The organism is Kitasatospora sp. NEAU-CNBT7, assembly GCF_057220535.1.
This window is the reverse complement of sequence record NZ_JBXQQB010000018.1, coordinates 74,662-90,987: the sequence shown is the minus strand read 5'-3', so window position 1 is coordinate 90,987 and position 16,326 is coordinate 74,662. Positions and strand designations below refer to the sequence as shown.

At 75.3% G+C, this 16,326-nt stretch carries 16 protein-coding genes; 6 read left to right on the top strand and 10 right to left on the bottom strand.

Translation table 11 applies throughout. The features are described from left to right. Nucleotides 1-103 precede the first annotated feature (103 nt). Nucleotides 104-1,813 carry a SpoIIE family protein phosphatase gene (locus AC2TEW_RS23120; RefSeq protein ID WP_484625244.1) on the bottom strand — a complete coding sequence of 570 codons (1,710 nt, stop codon included), beginning with the start codon at nt 1,811-1,813 and terminating at the stop codon, nt 104-106. 304 nt (nt 1,814-2,117) lie between these two features. Here AC2TEW_RS23120 and AC2TEW_RS23115 point away from each other — a divergent pair, with 304 nt between their 5' ends. After that, nucleotides 2,118-2,618, top strand: a complete 501-nt coding sequence (locus tag AC2TEW_RS23115; RefSeq protein ID WP_484625243.1) for a nucleoside 2-deoxyribosyltransferase domain-containing protein — start codon at nt 2,118-2,120, stop codon at nt 2,616-2,618. 44 nt (nt 2,619-2,662) lie between these two features. On the opposite strand, the gene AC2TEW_RS23110 is transcribed toward AC2TEW_RS23115, so the two are convergent. After that, complete coding sequence (locus AC2TEW_RS23110) at nt 2,663-3,091, bottom strand: hypothetical protein (RefSeq protein WP_484625242.1); 429 nt, start codon at nt 3,089-3,091, stop codon at nt 2,663-2,665. A 413-nt stretch (nt 3,092-3,504) separates the two neighbouring features. On the opposite strand from AC2TEW_RS23110, the gene AC2TEW_RS23105 reads away from it, so the two are divergent. Then, complete coding sequence (locus AC2TEW_RS23105; protein WP_484625241.1) at nt 3,505-4,590, top strand: phosphatase PAP2 family protein; 1,086 nt, start codon at nt 3,505-3,507, stop codon at nt 4,588-4,590. A gap of 32 nt (nt 4,591-4,622) precedes the next feature. Here the strand turns inward: AC2TEW_RS23105 and AC2TEW_RS23100 are convergent, their stop codons facing one another. From AC2TEW_RS23100 to AC2TEW_RS23080, 5 genes are all read right to left on the bottom strand, one after another. Beyond that, the gene (locus AC2TEW_RS23100) at nt 4,623-4,820 is read right to left on the bottom strand and encodes a hypothetical protein (RefSeq protein ID WP_484625240.1); all 198 of its coding nucleotides are present in this window, start codon (nt 4,818-4,820) and stop codon (nt 4,623-4,625) included. Nucleotides 4,821-5,320: 500 nt separating this feature from the next. Further along, a complete protein-coding gene (locus tag AC2TEW_RS23095) occupies nt 5,321-5,977 on the bottom strand; it encodes a hypothetical protein (RefSeq protein ID WP_484625239.1) in 657 nt (218 codons plus the stop codon). Between the two features lie 189 nt (nt 5,978-6,166). Next, on the bottom strand, nt 6,167-7,003 hold the full coding sequence (locus AC2TEW_RS23090) for an ABC transporter permease (RefSeq protein WP_484625238.1): 837 nt from the start codon (nt 7,001-7,003) through the stop codon (nt 6,167-6,169). Beyond that, nucleotides 7,000-7,980, bottom strand: coding sequence for an ATP-binding cassette domain-containing protein (locus AC2TEW_RS23085; RefSeq protein ID WP_484625237.1), 981 nt, complete (start codon nt 7,978-7,980; stop codon nt 7,000-7,002). The genes AC2TEW_RS23090 and AC2TEW_RS23085 overlap by 4 nt, the downstream gene beginning before the upstream one ends. Nucleotides 7,981-8,197: 217 nt before the next feature. Continuing rightward, on the bottom strand, nt 8,198-9,559 hold the full coding sequence (locus AC2TEW_RS23080) for a YncE family protein (RefSeq protein ID WP_484625236.1): 1,362 nt from the start codon (nt 9,557-9,559) through the stop codon (nt 8,198-8,200). A gap of 172 nt (nt 9,560-9,731) precedes the next feature. Here AC2TEW_RS23080 and AC2TEW_RS23075 point away from each other — a divergent pair, with 172 nt between their 5' ends. After that, on the top strand, nt 9,732-10,367 hold the full coding sequence (locus AC2TEW_RS23075; protein WP_484625235.1) for a TetR/AcrR family transcriptional regulator: 636 nt from the start codon (nt 9,732-9,734) through the stop codon (nt 10,365-10,367). Nucleotides 10,368-10,630: 263 nt separating this feature from the next. After that, nucleotides 10,631-11,455 (top strand): SDR family oxidoreductase, encoded by an 825-nt coding sequence (locus tag AC2TEW_RS23070; protein WP_484625234.1) that lies wholly within the window; start codon nt 10,631-10,633, stop codon nt 11,453-11,455. A gap of 77 nt (nt 11,456-11,532) precedes the next feature. On the opposite strand, the gene AC2TEW_RS23065 is transcribed toward AC2TEW_RS23070, so the two are convergent. Further along, a complete protein-coding gene (locus AC2TEW_RS23065) occupies nt 11,533-12,480 on the bottom strand; it encodes an NAD-dependent protein deacetylase (protein ID WP_484625233.1) in 948 nt (315 codons plus the stop codon). Between the two features lie 81 nt (nt 12,481-12,561). On the opposite strand from AC2TEW_RS23065, the gene AC2TEW_RS23060 reads away from it, so the two are divergent. Continuing rightward, nucleotides 12,562-12,918, top strand: coding sequence for an ArsR/SmtB family transcription factor (locus tag AC2TEW_RS23060; protein WP_484625232.1), 357 nt, complete (start codon nt 12,562-12,564; stop codon nt 12,916-12,918). Nucleotides 12,919-13,076: 158 nt separating this feature from the next. Further along, nucleotides 13,077-14,468 carry an MFS transporter gene (locus AC2TEW_RS23055; RefSeq protein WP_484625231.1) on the top strand — a complete coding sequence of 464 codons (1,392 nt, stop codon included), beginning with the start codon at nt 13,077-13,079 and terminating at the stop codon, nt 14,466-14,468. Nucleotides 14,469-14,516: 48 nt separating this feature from the next. Here AC2TEW_RS23055 and AC2TEW_RS23050 read toward each other — a convergent pair whose 3' ends face one another. Continuing rightward, the gene (locus tag AC2TEW_RS23050; RefSeq protein ID WP_484625230.1) at nt 14,517-15,089 is read right to left on the bottom strand and encodes an SMI1/KNR4 family protein; all 573 of its coding nucleotides are present in this window, start codon (nt 15,087-15,089) and stop codon (nt 14,517-14,519) included. 58 nt (nt 15,090-15,147) lie between these two features. Then, nucleotides 15,148-16,308: a barstar family protein gene (locus AC2TEW_RS23045; RefSeq protein WP_484625229.1), complete on the bottom strand. Its 1,161-nt coding sequence runs from the start codon at nt 16,306-16,308 to the stop codon at nt 15,148-15,150. Nucleotides 16,309-16,326 lie beyond the last annotated feature (18 nt).

Sequence of the window (16,326 nt, the reverse complement as noted above, 5' to 3'; positions counted from 1 at the left end):
AGTAAATGAACGTGCATTTATTAAACCGCGCGGGGCGGGACCACGGCAAGCGGAGCCGGAGCCGGGAGGGACCGTCGGCCCGGCTACACCACGACGATGCCGCTCAGCGGGTACGCGGGCGGGCCGCCAGCAGGGCCGTGTCGTCCTCGGCCGGGTGGGCGGCCAGGGAGTGCAGCACGGTGTCCAGGAGCTCCTCCAGGTCACCGGTGGCGGGCAGCGGGAGGGCGGCGAGGCGGGCGAGGGAGGTGTCGATGTCCTCGCCCCGGCGTTCCACCAGGCCGTCCGTGTAGAGCAGCAGGGTCTGGTCGGCGGTGAGCGGGCGGCGGGCCTGCTCGTAGTCGGACAGCCCGGTGCCCAGCGGGGGACCGGTGGGCAGCTGGACCAGCTCGGTGGGCCGGTCCGGTGAGATCAGGGCGGGCGGCAGGTGCCCGGCGTTGGCGAAGGTCCAGCGCTGACGGGCCGGGTCGGCGAGGGCGAGCAGGCAGGTGGCGGGCCGGGCCGACTCGTTCTCGGAGATGAGCGCGTCGAGCTGGCGCAGGATCCGGTGCGGCGGCAGGTCCATCCCCGCCGTGTAGCGCAGCATCGAACGGTAGGTGCTCATGTCGACGGCGGCCTCGACCCCGTGGCCCATGACGTCGCCGATGACCAGCAGCGTGCGGCCGAACGGCAGCCGGACGGTCTCGTACCAGTCGCCGCCGACGACGGTGTGGCTGCCCGACGGCAGGTAGCGGGTGGCGAGTTGCAGATTGGGGTGCGGGTTGGCCGGTTCGGCCAGCAGGGCGCGCTGCAGGTCGAGGGCGACGTGCTGGGACCTGGTGTAGCGCTGGGCGTTGTCGATGGCGAGCGCCGCGTGGCCGGCCAGATCGCCGAGCACGGCGGGCGGGCCGCCGTCGGCGCCGAGGCCGGGGACCGGGCCGGCGGGCCGCCCCGGGCCGGGGAGCCCGGCCAGGTGCAGGACGCCGAGGGTGCGGCCGCGCGCGAGCAGCGGGACCACCAGCAGACGCTCCGCGCCCGCGGCCCGGAAGGCCGCCGGGTCGGCGCCGCGCGGAGCGTCGGACGTGCCGGCCGGCGCAGGAGTGACGGGCAGCAGGTCGACCGTGACGGCCCGGCCGGTGGCGAGCGCCTCGGCGGTGGGGGAGCCCGGCCGGTAGCGGACGTTCTCACCGGGCTGGGCCAGCTGCGCGGTGACGGTCCCGCGTGCGGGGCCGGCGGTCAGCGCGGCCCGGTGCAGTCGGATCCGGCCCCCGGCCGCGGACGCGCCGTGGCCGCCCGGCAGGAGGTCGACGGCGGCGATGTCGGCCAGGCCGTGGCGGATCGCGAACTGCGCGAGTTCGACGCAGGTGGTGTCGGCGTCGAGCGTGGTGCCGATCTCCTCGTCGGCCGCCCTGACCACCGCCAGCCGTACGGTCGCGGCGTCCGGCTCCCGGGCTGCCGGGCCTGTCCCGGGGCCGGCCCCGGCCCCGGCCCCGAGCAGGGTGGCGACCACCCCGGCGGGGCGGCCCCCGAGGTCGATGCGCCGGCACGACAGCCGCAGACCGGCCGGCCGCAGCGCGGTCGCGGGCAGCGGGTCGCTGACGGTCTCGCCGCCCTGCTCGTCGGCCAGCGCCCGGGCGACGGCCGGTCCGGCGGCCGCGAGCGCGGTGGCCGCGACCGGGCGGCCGGACAGCTCCCCGGCCCGTACGCCGGTGGCGCGCTCGAAGGCGGGGTTGGCGTGGAGCCAGTGGAGGCGGGCGTCGGTGACCGCGATGCCGGTGGGTGTGCCGTCGAGGACGGCGGACAGCAGCTCCAGACCGGCCTCGGTCGCGGCGGCCACGGCGCCCACCGCTGCCACGGCTGCTGCACGGTCGGGTTCAGCCCCTGGTGCCTCACCGCGCACCTGGTCCCCTCTCGTTCCGCTCTCCTTCCGGCCGGACGCCACCTCGGTGGGCCCGTCCATGATCACGCTATCGGGTCGGGCCGGTCTCCACACCCCCGCTGCACGGGGTTCGCGGCGGGGAGCGGGACGGGTGCGGGGGGTGCCCGGGGCGGACGGCGGGGCAGGCGGGGGTGTCGGCCCGGGGCGGCGGAATTGTGCGAAGGCGGCTCCCTGGGACAGCGACGGGCGGGATGGTGTCCTCATGACGACGCGCTACCTCGAGGCACCCGCCGACCACGTCCCCGGCCCGGACGGGCCGCCGACCGTGTTCCTGGCCGGCGGCATCACCGGCTGTCCCGACTGGCAGGCGGACGCCGCCGAGGCACTCCTCGCCGCCGAGCTGGCCGTGTTCAACCCGCGCCGGGCCGACTTCCCGGTCGGCGACCCGGCCGAGGGGCCGCGCCAGATCGCCTGGGAGTACCGGCACCTGCACCGGGCCGACCTGACGCTGTTCTGGTTCTGCGCGGAGCAGGTCCAGCCGATCGTGCTGCTGGAGCTCGGCGCCGCGCTCGGCGAGGGCAGAGCGATCGTGGTCGGCGCCGACCCCGGGTACCCGCGCCGCCTGGACGTGGTCGAGCAGGTACGCCTGGCGGCCCCGGCGGTGCAGGTCCACGGCTCGCTGGCGGAGACCCTGGACGCGGCCGTCGCCAGTGTCCGTACCGCCACCCGTTCCGGAGTCCGCCGGGCTGCCCGGCCGAGGTGAGGACCCGGGCCGCGCCGCCCCTCGGTGCCCGTGTCCGTGCTCCGTCAGCGTACGTAGCTGCCCGGCATCGACGAGCCGGCCGTCCACGGTGCCGCGGCCGGCCGGGCCGAACACGGGCACGGGCACTGCGGCATCGTGGGGGCGGACGCCACCCAGCGGACGGCGGGCGCGGCGGTGGCCGCCCAGCTCTGCGAGGGCGCGGCCGGGGCGCGCCACGGCGCGCTCGTGGTCCACCCGGCCGGGACGGCGGCGGCGGGGCCGAGCTGCGCGGCGCGAACCGCCCGCCGGGCGGCTGACCGGGCGGGCACCCGGTCGGTGCCGGGGACGGCGGCGGGCTCGTTGGCGGGCTCGTTGGCGGCCGCCACGGTCGGCGCGGCCGGTGGCCGGGTCTTCCGGGCCGGTGGCCGGGCGTTCCGGGCCGGTGCCGCAGGGACGGTGTCCAGGGTGACGCTGGTGCAGGTCATGGTGGTCATGCCGCCCTCCCGGGGGTGCCGGTGCGTGGGAGCTGTCCTGGTCCGACAACCACGGCCTGCGCGATCCGGCTCTGCCCGCTGCGCGGTGCGGCCCCTGAGCGGCTGTCCTGTGGACCACGCTAACGGCGGGCGCGGCCCGGATCGTGGTACCCCGGGGGCGATTTCGGTGGGCCCGGTGATACCGCGGTACCACCGCGGCCGCCGACCGTCCGCGGGTGGCGGCACCCGGCCGGGTCCACAGGTGTGTCTACGGTAGTGTCGACATGGTGGGGATGCGACGGCGCCCCGGTGACGAGAGGCTCCGCTCCGATGTCCTGGTCCAGCGGTCGGCCGGCGGCCGTACCCGGTGCCGGTGCGGGCCCGTTCCGCGGCCACCGGCTCCCGGTCCGGGCGGTCCCGGCCGGACCGCGCCCGTGACCGGCCGCCCCGCGGTGTGGCCGCCACCCGGCTGGTCCCGGCCGAAGGCGCGGACGGTCCTGCTCACCGCCGGTCCGCCGCTGCTCGCGTTCGCCGTGCTGGCCGCGCTGCTGGCCCGTCACGGCTGGCATCCGACGGCCGCCGAATCGTCCCTGCACGCCTGGGTGCTGACCCACCGTCCGGCGGCCGCGGTGACCGTGGCCGCCGCGGTGACCGACCTCGGCTCGGGCGTCCCGCCGTACGCCGCCGCGCTGGCCGCCGGACTCGTCCTGACCCGGTCCCTGCGACCCGCCGGGCGCCGGATCCTGTGGGCCTGCGCGCCGGTGCTGATCCTGGCGACCGGCCAGGCGGTCCGCCGCGGCCTGATGACCGCCTTCGCCAGGCCCAGGCCGCCGAAGGCCGACTGGGTCTCGGCGGACCCGAGCGGGTACGCCTTCCCGTCCGGCCACGCATTCACCGCCGCGCTCGCCGCCGGTCTGCTGGCCTGGGCCCTTCTGCGGTCCACCCGCCGGAGCCGGGCGGTTCCCGCCGCCGTCACGCTCGGCGTGGCGGCGGTCGCGGTCGGCCTCACCCGGATCTACCTGGGCGTCCACTGGCCGTTGGACGTGCTCGGCGGCTGGCTGCTCGCGGCGGGATGGCTGGCGCTGGGCGTACCCGCCGTCGCGGTGGCCGCCCGGCGCGCCGGGACCGGGACGGACGGGACCCGGACGGACGGAGCCGACGAGCGGACGGACGGACCCGGCGGGCGGGCGGAGTACGCGCGGCCCGCCGACCCGGGCGCGGCCGCACCTGGGTCGGCCCGGCCGCACCCGCCGGTGGCGGGCAGCGGCGGCCCGGAGCGCCTCGCATGGTTCAGCGGACCCGCCGAGGCGCGGGCGACCCTGGGCCGGGCGGCCGCGAAGCGCGGTATCACGCTGTCGCCGACGACCCCGCCCGGGACGGAGGACGCGGAGGAGCTGGTGGACGCGCTCAGCGACATCCTGGTGCGGGAGGGCTTCGCCGATGACTGGGAGATCACCCCGTTCGGCACCCTCGTCGAGGATCTGATCGACAGCCTGAGCCGCTACGCGTACCCCGACTGAGCCCGAGCCCGGCGGGGAGCGCCGGGCGGGGTTCAGCAGTCGCTGTCCCCCTGGTTGCTGCGCAGGCTCCGGCGTCGGTCCCGTGCGGACCGGCGCACCAGGGAGCCCGCCGCGAGTGTGACCCGGGCGACCGCCCGTACCCAGCGGGGGCCGCCGCGGTCCGCCCACACCACGCAGACGCAGCCGCCGACGGTGAGCGCCAAGGCGCCGAGCAGCACCAGAGTGATCATGTTCCCCGGCTCTGGCGAAGATCTTGTGATCGGGCCCGCTGCGCAAGGGCGACCCGTACGCCACCGTGCTGGTGGACCTGGAGGCCCGCCGGCCCGATCGACATCCTGCCGGGGAGGGAGACAGAACCGCTGGCCGGCTGGCCGGACATCCGGAGGTGGAGATCATCTGTCGAGACCGGGCCGGCGCCTACGCCGAAGGTGCCAGGACCGGCGCCCCGCAGGCCATCCAGGTCGCTGACGGGTGGCACCTGTGGCGGAACGTCGCCAAGGCGGTGGAGAAGACCGTCGGCTCGCACCACAGCTGCATCCGGTCCGCGTTCGCGGCAAGTCCGGCCACCGATCCGGGCACGGCGGCCGCTGCCCCACGGCTCCTGGAGTTCGGGCCAGGTCGAGGGACATGTCACGCGAACCAAGCTGCTCAAGCGCATGGGCTGTGGCCGGGCGAACCTCGGCCTCCTGCGGCGACGAGTCCTCAGCAGTGCCTGAGTACCAGACCGAGGTCAGTACCAGCGGCTGAAAGCGGCAACGCCGGATCCGGCCTCTGCGGCGGATCGAAGAAGCTGTAGGGGCGCGTCCATGAGTCCCGCCGCATCGCAGTCGGGTGTGTCGCCCATCGCGGTCATCCAGTCGGTAATCCGGGAGAGGGCGGTGCTTCGCTGCGTGTTGGACAGGAGCAGGGCTTCCTCAGCCCGAGGCAGAGCGGTCCGAACCTCGTCAGCGGAGAGCAGGAAGTTCCCGAACCAGCCGGGAAGCATCGCCGACTGTTGAGCGCCGAGGCCGTAGTACAGGGCCGCGACCGGGTTTGCCTTCCGGGCGGTCGCAACGAAGAGACCAGCACCAACTGCCTCAGGCATCAACGCCATACTCGCGTCGTGCATGGCGTCCGTGGCCGCGGTGGACACGTTGGCGTCCTCGATGAAGTCCGCGAAGCGATGAGCGACCGACGTGGGCGCCAAGGAACCGGAAGGACCCATGGAACGCTCGAAAAAGGCCTCTTCCTCGCCACCGTTCAACCACCAGGCCAGTGCCTGGCTGAAACCCGGCGGCTTGTCCCAGTCGCCGGGCCGTATGAGATGGACGTAACGGTTCGGAAGTTCCCGAGCCTCCGCGTCAGGGATGACGCCGACCACCCACGCCCCTGTTGAGCTCACCGTCACCTCTCTGAGTCTGCGGGGCAACTCTATCCGCCTCGCTGATAGGCATCACAAGATCTTCGCCAGAGCCTGTTTCCCCAGGTCAGGTCCAGGTCCTGTATCTCCCCGGTGATCATCGCAGGCCGGGAGCAGCGGGTCGACCGATGCCGCGCCGCCGCGCGTGGTCGCCCGGGCAGGGACCCGGCCGCCCGGCTACACGGCGCGGCGGTAGAACCAGACACCCAGCGGGGCGAAGACGGCGATGATCCCCGCGTCCCAGGCGAGGGACTGCCAGACGGCGCTGGTCGCCGGGCCGCCGAGGACCAGGACCCGGACGGCCTCGGCCGTCTTGGAGACGGGCTGGTGGGCGGCGAACGCCTGCAGCCACCCCGGCATCGTGTGCACCGGGACGAACGCCGAGGACGCGAAGACCAGCGGCGCGAGCACCGGGAAGGCCGCGGCCTGCGCGGTCTCCGGGTCGCCGACGGCGAGCCCCACCACGGCGAAGATCCACGACATCGCGAAGCCGAACGCCAGCACCAGCAGCACACCGCCGAGGAAGGAGAGCACCCCGGCGTGGATCCGGAAGCCGATGGCGAAGCCGACAGCCGTCATCAGGGCCACCACGAAGACGTTACGGGCGAGGTCCGCCGCCGTTCGGCCGACCAGGACGGCGGAGCGGGCCATGGGCAGCGAGCGGAACCGTTCCATCAGGCCGGTCTGCATGTCGGTGGCCAGGCCGATCGCGGTGTTCATCGACCCGAAGACGGCGGTCTGCACGAAGATGCCGGGGATCAGGAAGTCGACGTAGCTGACCGGGCCGAGCGCCGGCTCCACCACACCGCCGAAGACGTAGCGGAACATCAGCACGAAGACCAGCGGCTGGATGGTGGAGAACACCAGCAGCCGGGGCACCCGGCGCAGTGCGATGAGGTTGCGCCAGGCCACCGCGAGGCCGTCGCGGGCGACGGCGGAGAGCCGTAGCCACAGGCGGGCCGGGCCGGCCGGGCGCCGGGCCGACGGGTACGGGCGGGTGGCCGTCGCGGTCACGGGGTGCCTGCCCGGTCCGCGGGGGCGGCGGGTTCTGGGGCCCGGGTGCGATGGCCGGTCAGCGCCAGGAACACGTCGTCGAGGCTGGGCTCGCGCACCGCGACCGAGCGCGGCACCAGGCCTTCCGCGTCGAGCCGCCGGAGCAGGTCGAACAGCACCCCGGAACCGTCCTGGGAGGCTACCCGGAGCAGCGGACCCTCCCGCTGCGGTGCCTCGCCGGGCCCGCCCGTGGCGGCGGCCGCGGCCCGGACCGCCGCGTCCTCGTCGGACATGGTCAGTTCGATCACGGTGTCGCCGAGCCCGGTCTTCAGCGCGGCCGGGGTGTCGTCGGCGATGATCCGCCCCTCGTCGACCACGACCACGCGCGAGGCCAGCCGGTCGGCCTCCTCCAGGTACTGGGTGGTGAGCAGGACGGTCGTCCCGTCGTTCACCAGCTCGCGGATCAGCTCCCACAGCGCGCTGCGGCTCTGCGGGTCCAGGCCGGTGGTCGGCTCGTCCAGGAAGAGCACCGGCGGTTCGGGGACCAGGGCGGCGGCGACGTCGAGGCGCCGCCGCATGCCGCCCGAGTAGGTCCGCACCGGGCGGTCGGCGGCGCCGGCGAGATCGAAGCGGTCGAGGAGTTCGGCCGCCCGGGGCCGGATCCGGCGGCGCGTGACCTGGGTCAGCCGGCCGATCAGCCGGAGGTTCTCGCGGCCGGTGAGGTTGGGGTCCACAGCGGCGAACTGGCCCGCGAGGCCGATCAGCCGCCGTACCAGCGACGCCTCCCGGACCACGTCGTGGCCGAGCACCTCGGCCCGCCCGCCGCTCGGCCGCAGGATGGTGGTCAGGATCCGGATGGTGGTGCTCTTGCCCGCGCCGTTCGGCCCGAGCAGGCCGAAGACCGTGCCCGGCGGCACGTCGAAGTCCACCTGGTCGAGGGCGGTCAGTGACCCGAAGCGTTTGCTGAGGCCCTCGACCCGGATGGCCGGCTGTCCCATGCGCACACCCCTCACTCCCGTGCACCGCCGGGCCGCGCCCGTGCGCAGCGGCGGATGCCGTGGACGGGCCCGGCCGGGAGGTGGGGCCGGGCCCGTTCCCAGTCTGCTCCCGGCCCGGCGAGGGCGACCAGGCGAGGGAGACCACGCGAGGGCGACCTCCCGCGGGCGACCACCCGCGGGCCGGGCGCGGCGGCGCACCGTCGGGGGCGGCCGGCCGTCAGCGGGCGGCGGGGCCCGTCCAGTCGGACGGGACGTGGCCGAGCCGGACGCGCTGCGGGTGGTCGCCGACCGGCACCGAGGCGGTCTTCAGACCCGTGGCGAAGTCGATCGCGGTGACCTGGTCCGCCCCGCTCTCGGAGATCACGCAGGACTTCCCGTCGCCGCTCACGGTCGCCCAGTACGGCTTGGCGGCGGGCACCAGCGGCCCTTCCCGGAGGGTGGCCCGGTCGACGACGGTCGCGTAGTCGTCCATCGTCCCCGCGACGCAGAGCCGGTCGCCCGCCGGGTTGACCGACAGCCCGTGGTGGCGCGAGTCGTTGACCCAGGTGGTCCGGTCCTCGCTGGTGGCGGGGTTCTTCGGGAGGGTCGCGATGCGGGTGATGCGGTCGGTGGCGACGTCGTACTCGACCACGCCGTTGAAGAAGGAGACCTGGAAGTAGAGCGTCGAGCCATCCGGGGTGAAGACGGCCGGGCGGACGGCGTCGGACAGGTCGGTGCGGCCGACGGCGTCCAGCCGGGTGCGCATGTCGATGACCTTGACCGGGGCGAGGGTCGCCGCGTCGACGACGGTGATGTGCCGGTCGCCCTTGGTCCAGTCCAGCCAGGGGGCGTCGAGGGCGGTGTTGACCTCGCCGATCGACATGTTCCAGATCTGCCGCCCGCCGTCGGTGAAGAGGTTCTCGTGAGGCTTGTCGCCGGTGGCGAACGAGCCGATCTGGGCGCCCGTCCTGATGTCGAGCACATGGACGGTGTTGGAGGTCGAGGCGGACACGGCGACCCGGGTGCCGTCGGGCGAGACGGCCATGTGGTCCGAGCGGAAGCCCGAGACCGGGAAGCGCCAGTTGATCCGGCCGCTGGCGAGGTCGATCGACACCACGTCGGCGAAGCTGGGCCGGGAGACCACCACGGCCGAGCCGTCCGGGGTCGAGTACATGTCGTCGACGAACTGGTCGTGGCCCTCGCCCGGGCCGAGCCGGATCCCCAGGAAGAAGGCGAGCTTCACGGGGTTGAGGTAGATCTCGGTGAGCCGCTGGTCGCGGTCCGGGATGACGTTCACCCGCCCGATCCTGGCGAAGTCGCCGCTGGAGCGGATGACGTCGGCGGTGCCGTCCCAGTTGTTGCCGACGAACATCACCTCCCGCAGCGCCGCCGCCCGCGCCCCTCCGGCGGGGGCGGCGCCCGCGGTGCCTGCGGCGCCGGTGAGGCCGGTGGCGGCGAGGGCGAGCGCGGCGGCGAGGGTGCCGAGCGCGCGTGAGCGGGCCGGACGGGACCTCGGACGGGCGGATCGGCGGCTTGCGGCGGACGGCTCGGACAGGTCGGACAGGTCAGGCAGCTCGGGCGGCTCGGGCAGCGCGGACATTGCGGCTCCTTCTCCGGGGCACACAGTCTGAAAAGACGGATTGTCAGATTGGCGCTACTCGACGGTAGGGATCCCGCCGCGACCCTGACAAGACCCCGTGCGCGACAATCGGGCCGGGGATCTCCGAAGCGTCGGAACGTCGGCACGTCGGAGCGTCGAAGGGCGGGGAGCGGTGGGGCGGGCCACGGGCACGTACGGCGGCAGGTCGGCGCAGGAGCGGCGCACCGAGCGGCGCGAGCGCTTCCTCGCCGCCGCGCTCCAGCAGTTCGGTGACCGGCCGGGCTACCGCGCCGCCTCGGTGACCGCGCTCTGCGAGGCCGCCGGACTGTCGACCCGTCAGTTCTACGAGGAGTTCCGCAACCTGGAGGACGTCCTCGCCCGACTGCACCTGCTGGTCAACGACTGGACCGAGCAGGCCGTCCTCGCCGCGCTCGGCGACACCGCCGGGCTCGGCTTCGACCGCCGCATCGCCGCCGTCCTGCGGGCCTACGTCACGGCCGCCACCGGTGACCGGCGGCGGCTGCGGATCGCCTTCGTCGAGATCGTCGGGGTCAGCGAGGAGTTGGAGCGCCAGCGGCTGGTGCGCCGGGCCCGCTGGGTCGACCTGATCGTGGCGGAGGCGGAGGCCGCCGTGCGCCGCGGCGAGGCCGCGCCCAGGAACTTCCGGATCGCGGCCACCGCGTTCATCGGCGCGGTCAACGGCCTGCTGCACGACTGGACGGCCGGGCAGTTCGAGGCCGACCTCGACCAGGTCGTCGACGAGTTGGTCGCACTGCTGCTGGGCGTGGTCCGCCCGCCCGTCCGCTGACGGACCGTCCGCCGGCTGGCCGGCTGGCCGGGTGGCCGGCCGGCCGGCCGGCCGACCCCGACCGGACCGGCCGGCGGCGCGCGCGGCGGGCGGCGGAGGCGTACGGGGCGCATGAGGCGCACGGACGTAGGGCCGTGCGCGCTGGGACGAGACCGCGCGCCCCCGCGGGACGGAGCGGATCCCCGGCACCGGCGCCGCCGCATCTCTACCGTGGGAGGCCGGATCCGACCGGATCATCCACGGACGACGCACAGGGGGAGACCATGGCACGCCGCTGGTTGGTGACAGGCTGTTCGTCGGGGCTCGGGGCCGCACTGGCCGAGGCCGTGGCCGCGGCGGGGGACACCGTCCTGGCCACCGCGCGCAAGCCCGCCGCCCTGGACGAGCTGGCCGCCGCCCACCCCGACCGGGTCCGGGTCGCGGCCCTCGACATCCGCGACCCCGACAGCTGCGCCGAGGCCGTCCGGATCGCCGAGGAGCGGCTCGGCGGGATCGACGTCCTGGTCAACAACGCCGCCACCGGCCTGCTCGGCGCCGTCGAGGAGGTCTCGGACGAGGAACTGCGCGAGCAGCTGGAGGTGCTGGCGGTCGCGCCGTGGCGGCTCACCCGCCTGGTGCTGCCCGGGATGCGGGCGCGGGGCGCCGGACACATCGTCAACGTCTCCTCGATCGCCGGGCGGCTGTGCTTCCCCGGCATGGGCGCGTACGTCGCGGGCAAGCACGCCCTCGAGGGCATGACGCAGGCGCTGGCCGCGGAGGTCGCGCCGTTCGGCATCCGGGTCACCGCGGTCGAGCCGGGCGGCTTCGCCACCCGCTACGGCAGCTCGGCCGCCGAACCCGCCGTCCGGATCCCGGCCTACCGCGGCGCCGCCGTCGACGACACCCGGGACGGCGTGCGCGGCATGGCGCACAACCCCGAGCTGGGCCGCCCCGAGGACTTCGCGGCGCTGGTCCTGCGGCTGGTCGCCACCCCCGGAACCCCGCTGCGGGTGCCGATCGGAGCCGACGCCTACCAGTACCTGGAGGCCGTGCACGAGATGGCCGGAGCCGAACTGGCCGCGGCCAAGGCGTTCGCCCAGGGCGGCTGATCGAGCGCGGGGAGCCTCCCGCGTCCGCCCGGGCGCCACCCGCGTCCGCCCCGTGCGGGCGCGGGTGGCTCCTGCCGCTACCGGGCGGGCGGCAGGGCGTCGGGGTGGCCCGCCGGTGGGGTCGCCAGGGCGGTGAGGGCGGCGCCGAGCGGGAGGGAGACCCGGGCGGTGGCGAGGTCGTCACCGCGGGTGGCGCCCTGGTTCACGATCGCGACGGGTTTCCCGGACCGCGCCGCGTGGCGGACGAACCGCAGGCCCGACATCACGGTCAGGGAGGATCCGAGGACCAGCAGCGCCCGCGCCGCGTCGACCAGGTCGAAGCACTGCTGGACCCGCGGCCTGGGCACGCTCTCCCCGAAGAACACGACATCGGGCTTGAGCACCCCACCGCACGCCTCGCACGCCGCGACCCGGAACGCGTCCACCAGGGCGTCCGGCAGTTCGGCGTCCCCGTCCGCGTTGACCACCGGCGGCTCCGCCTCCAGCACGGCGTCGTTGAGCGCGTGCAGGCGCCGGTCGAGCTCCTCGCGCGTACTGCTGCGCCGGCACCCGAGACAGACCACCCGGTCCAGGCCGCCGTGCAGTTCGACCGCGTCCCAGGTGCCGGCGCGGTGGTGCAGCCCGTCCACGTTCTGGGTGATCACGGCCGACACCTGGCCGGCCTGCCGCAGCTCCTCGACCGCCCGGTGGCCGGCGTTGGGCTCGGCCCGGGCGATGGTCCGCCAGCCGACGTGGCTGCGCGCCCAGTACCTGCGCCGGCCCGCCTCGCTCGCCACGAACTCCTGGTACGTCATCGGCGTCCGGCGGCGCAGGCTGCCGGTGACACCCCGGTAGTCCGGGATGCCGGACTCGGTGGAGAGCCCCGCGCCGCTGAGGACCACCACGCCCCGCCCGGCGAGCAGCCGCCGCACCTCCGCCAGCCCGGAATCCTGCGCCGCGGTCCGGCCGGCCGGCACTCCGGCGTTCGACGGTCCGGTCGGCGGCACGGCGTTCGGCGGCCCGGCCGGTGTCGGAAGCTTCTGCATGCAGCCAGCGTACGACCGCGGATGTGTGCGGGTGCCGCACTCGGGCCCGGGCCGGGTGCGGCCGCCCCTACGATGGGACGCATGACCTCGGGCGCGAGCGTGGCAGGTGCACACCCTGTGCAGGAGCAGGGGAGCGGGGAGCGGCTGGAGGTCGCGGCCTCGGTCCTCGCGCTGCTCGCCGACCGCACCCGGCTGGCGCTGCTCCAGCGGCTCGGCGAGGGCGAGGCGGACGTCACCACCCTCACCGAGGTGTGCGGCGCGGCCCGGCCCTCGGTCAGTCAGCACCTCGCCAAACTCCGGCTCGCCGGCCTGGTGGTGACCCGCAAGGACGGCCGCCGCGTCGTGTACTCGCTGCGGCACGGACACCTGCGCCGCCTCGTGGACGAGGCGCTGAACGTCGCCGACCACCAGATCGGCGCCCTGCCGCCGCACGACTGATCCCACCCCCGGCTCCTGATTCCGTCCCCGGTCTTCTGTTCGCGGTTTCTGTTCGCGGTCGGCCCGCGCCCGGCGTGCGGCGGCGCCAACAGGTGCATGGGTATGCACATGTTGGCTACGATGGCCCGGTCCGATCGCTCCCACCCGGGACGGTGCCGATGCTGTCCGTTCTGCGCAACCGCACCTACCGCCACCTGTTCACCGCGCAGGTCGTCGCCCTGGTCGGCACCGGGCTGGCGACGGTGGCACTGAGCCTGCTCGCCTACGACCTGGCCGGCGCCGACGCCTCCGCGGTGCTCGGCACGGCGCTGGCGATCAAGATGGTCGCGTACGTCGCCGTCGCACCGCTGGCGGGCGCGCTCGCGGACCGGGTGCCGCGCCGGGCGCTGATGGTGACGCTGGACCTGACCCGGGCCGCCGTCGCCGTCGCGCTGCCGTTCGTGAGCCAGGTGTGGCAGGTGTACGTCCTGATCTTCCTGCTCCAGGCGGCCTCCGCGGGGTTCACCCCCACCTTCCAGGCGACCGTTCCCGACGTGCTGCCGGCCGAACGCGACTACACCCGGGCGCTGTCGATGTCCCGTCTCGCGTACGACCTGGAGAGCCTGTTCAGCCCGGCCCTCGCGGGACTGCTGCTGACCGTGCTCCCGTACGGCTGGCTGTTCGCCGGCACCGTCGTCGGCTTCCTGGCCTCTGCCGCCCTCGTGGTCTCCGCCGTGCTGCCCGCGCCGAAACCGGTCGAGCGCGCGGGCGGGGTGTACGCCGGCATCGCGTTCGGCGCCCGACTGTTCCGGGCGACCCCCCGGCTGCGGGCCCTGCTCGCCCTGGACCTGGCGGTCGCCGCCGCCGGGGCGCTCGTCTTCGTCGACACCGTCGTCCTGGTCCGCGACCACTTCCACCGGGGCGTGGGCGCCGTGTCGCTGGCGCTCGGCGCGTACGGAACCGGCTCCATCGTGGCGGCCCTCGCCCTGCCCGCGGTGCTGCGCAGGACCGGCGACCGCGCCGTGATGCTGCCCGCCGCGTTCGCCCTGGCGCCGGTGCTGGGCGTCGTCGCGGTGCTCGGCGCCGCCGCCCCGGCCGCCTGGTCGTGGTGGGCGGTGCTCGCGGCCTGGGCGGCGATCGGCGCAGCGGGCTCGGCGGTCCTGACCCCGGGCGGGCGGGTGATCCGCCGCTCGGCGGCCGATCCGGACCTGCCCGCCGCCTTCGCCGCCCAGTTCTCGCTCTCGCACGGCTGCTGGCTGCTGACCTACCCCCTGGCCGGATGGCTCGCTGCGGCCGCGGGCCTGCCGGTCACCGCGGCCGTGCTCGGCGCCATCGCCCTGACCGGCGCGGTGGCCGCCCTGCTGCTCTGGCCCGCCCGCGACCCCGTCCGCCTCGACCACGTCCACGCCGACCTCCCCGCCGACCACCCCCACCTGGCCGGCGCCCGGACCGCCACCGGCGGCTGGCAGCACGGCCACGCCTACGTCATCGACCGCCACCACCCCACCTGGCCGACCCGCACCCGGCCCGCCCGCCGCGCCCGCCGCCGCCGGGTCCCGACCGGACCGTGAGGCGCACCGCCGACCGGACCCCGAAGCTCCCGGTCGGCTCCCGAGAGCTCACCTGGCAGCCACCTCGGCCCGGATCCGGGGCAACGCCCACGGCTCCAGCACACCCCCGGCGAGGTCGGCGAGGAACTGGACCGCGCCACCGGTGTAGTGCCACCAGACGGAACTCCGCGAAGCGACGGTTACCGTCCACTCCTGCGGTGAGGCCGGACCGGTACGCCAGAGGAAGAAGTCCCCCTGCGGCGACGCAGCCCAGGGGATCAGCCCGCCCGGGGCGGGGAACGGACGCAGCGGGACGGCCAGATCGGCTTCCGCGCACCACTCCGCGATCGTCTCCAACTCCTCCCGCGTCGCCCGCACCCAGTCGCTCTCCCGACCGGGCTCCGGCATGCCGACACCCAGGAATCCGTCGATGACGAAAGACGGGTGGAGTGCGCAGAGGAGTCGGTAGTCGGCGGGCAGCGCGACGCCCAACTCGGCCTCCAGCGACCGCCAGTCGATTGCGCGGGGAGCCGGCAGCCGCAGCGCGGCGAGGCCCGGTACCGCCAGCTCCAAGGCCGCGATCGCCTCCGCGGGGTCGGTCAGCCGGCGGATCGGTGCCTGGGTTCCGGCGAAGTCATCCACAGGAGCAGTGTGCCGAAGCGGATTTCGTCCAGGTCACCGCCCCCGGGTCGCGGCGGGACTACGCGAGGACGACGGTGACGCCGGACCGCTCCAGACGTGCGACCACGGCCTCGACGTAGGAGACCCCGTCATCCGGCAGGAGGTGTTCCTCGGTCAGGGCGCGCCGTGCGACCTCGGCGTCGTGCCAGAGCAGGGTGAACGGCGGCGCCACGCCGAATCCGCCGCCCAGGCAGTCCGCGAAGGCGTTCCACTCCCGGCCGAAGTACCCGCCCGGTCCCAGCAGTGCCTCGCCCAGTGCGCAGTGCAGACCGGGCTCGTCGGTGACGTAGCGGCCGTCGAGGTGGTGGACGCCACCGGACACGTCCCGGGTAGGCAGGTCGCCGCCACGGAAGGTGAGGTCGAGCCACTGCTCCCGGCCCTCGCGGTCGAGGCGCGCCCACAGATTGCGTTCCGTCGGGCGGCCCGCGTACCACGCTTCCCAGACGGACCGGGCGGCGCGCGGCGGCCGGTCCGAGGTGTCGGCGAGGGCGACGTCCAGCAGACCGTCTCCCAGGACGGACGGACGCGACCCCTCGACGGCCAGGACCACCGGCCGGCGGGTCATCACCTCTCCGTTGCGGTCGAGCGCCAACAACTCGGTGGGCCGAGGCCATCGGCCCCGCCGACGGACCGTCCCCAGCAGCGGCTCGGTGGGCTCACAACCGATCAGCTGCAGGGGAGTGACCGCGGTCGGGCGGGTGACCAGCAGGCCGTGCACGTCGGCACACCGGCCGAGCCCGGGTGCGTCGCCCAGGTCCGGGAACACCTCGAACGTGGGTGCCCGGGGTGCGCCGAAGGCGTGAGCGGGGTCCGGCACCACGCCGGCGCCGATGGTGATGTCCAGCAGAGCCGGGTCGGCACCGCCGGCCCGGTGGGCGATGACCACGGCGTCCAGCAGGGTCCACCACTGCACGGGCCGCTCGCCGTTGCCCACCTCGACGCACAGGTCGCCGAGCTCGGCCGCCGCTCCGGCCCGGCCGACGGCCTCCGCGAGGCGGCCCCGCGGGCCGCACCCGCGCAGCGTCAGTACCTCCCGGCGCGGCGGCACCGGATCCAGGAACAGCCCCTCGACCCCGGCGGACCTCGCCAGCACCAGCTCGCCGCCGGCCTCGTCCTCCCCGACCAGCACGTACCTGACCGTGAACTCCCGCCCCCAGATGCCGTACTCCTCAACCTGCACCCGGCCTCCGCGTTCCCG

Excerpts from the sequence above, each read along its gene's own strand:
- AC2TEW_RS23055 (WP_484625231.1), top strand. The coding sequence starts at position 13,077 with ATGCTGTCCGTTCTGCGCAACCGCACCTACCGCCACCTGTTCACCGCG.
- AC2TEW_RS23080 (WP_484625236.1), bottom strand. The coding sequence starts at position 9,559 with ATGTCCGCGCTGCCCGAGCCGCCCGAGCTGCCTGACCTGTCCGACCTG.
- AC2TEW_RS23065 (WP_484625233.1), bottom strand. The coding sequence starts at position 12,480 with ATGCAGAAGCTTCCGACACCGGCCGGGCCGCCGAACGCCGTGCCGCCG.
- AC2TEW_RS23110 (WP_484625242.1), bottom strand. The coding sequence starts at position 3,091 with ATGACCACCATGACCTGCACCAGCGTCACCCTGGACACCGTCCCTGCG.
- AC2TEW_RS23060 (WP_484625232.1), top strand. The coding sequence starts at position 12,562 with ATGACCTCGGGCGCGAGCGTGGCAGGTGCACACCCTGTGCAGGAGCAG.
- AC2TEW_RS23070 (WP_484625234.1), top strand. The coding sequence starts at position 10,631 with ATGGCACGCCGCTGGTTGGTGACAGGCTGTTCGTCGGGGCTCGGGGCC.
- AC2TEW_RS23115 (WP_484625243.1), top strand. The coding sequence starts at position 2,118 with ATGACGACGCGCTACCTCGAGGCACCCGCCGACCACGTCCCCGGCCCG.
- AC2TEW_RS23100 (WP_484625240.1), bottom strand. The coding sequence starts at position 4,820 with ATGATCACTCTGGTGCTGCTCGGCGCCTTGGCGCTCACCGTCGGCGGC.
- AC2TEW_RS23085 (WP_484625237.1), bottom strand. The coding sequence starts at position 7,980 with ATGGGACAGCCGGCCATCCGGGTCGAGGGCCTCAGCAAACGCTTCGGG.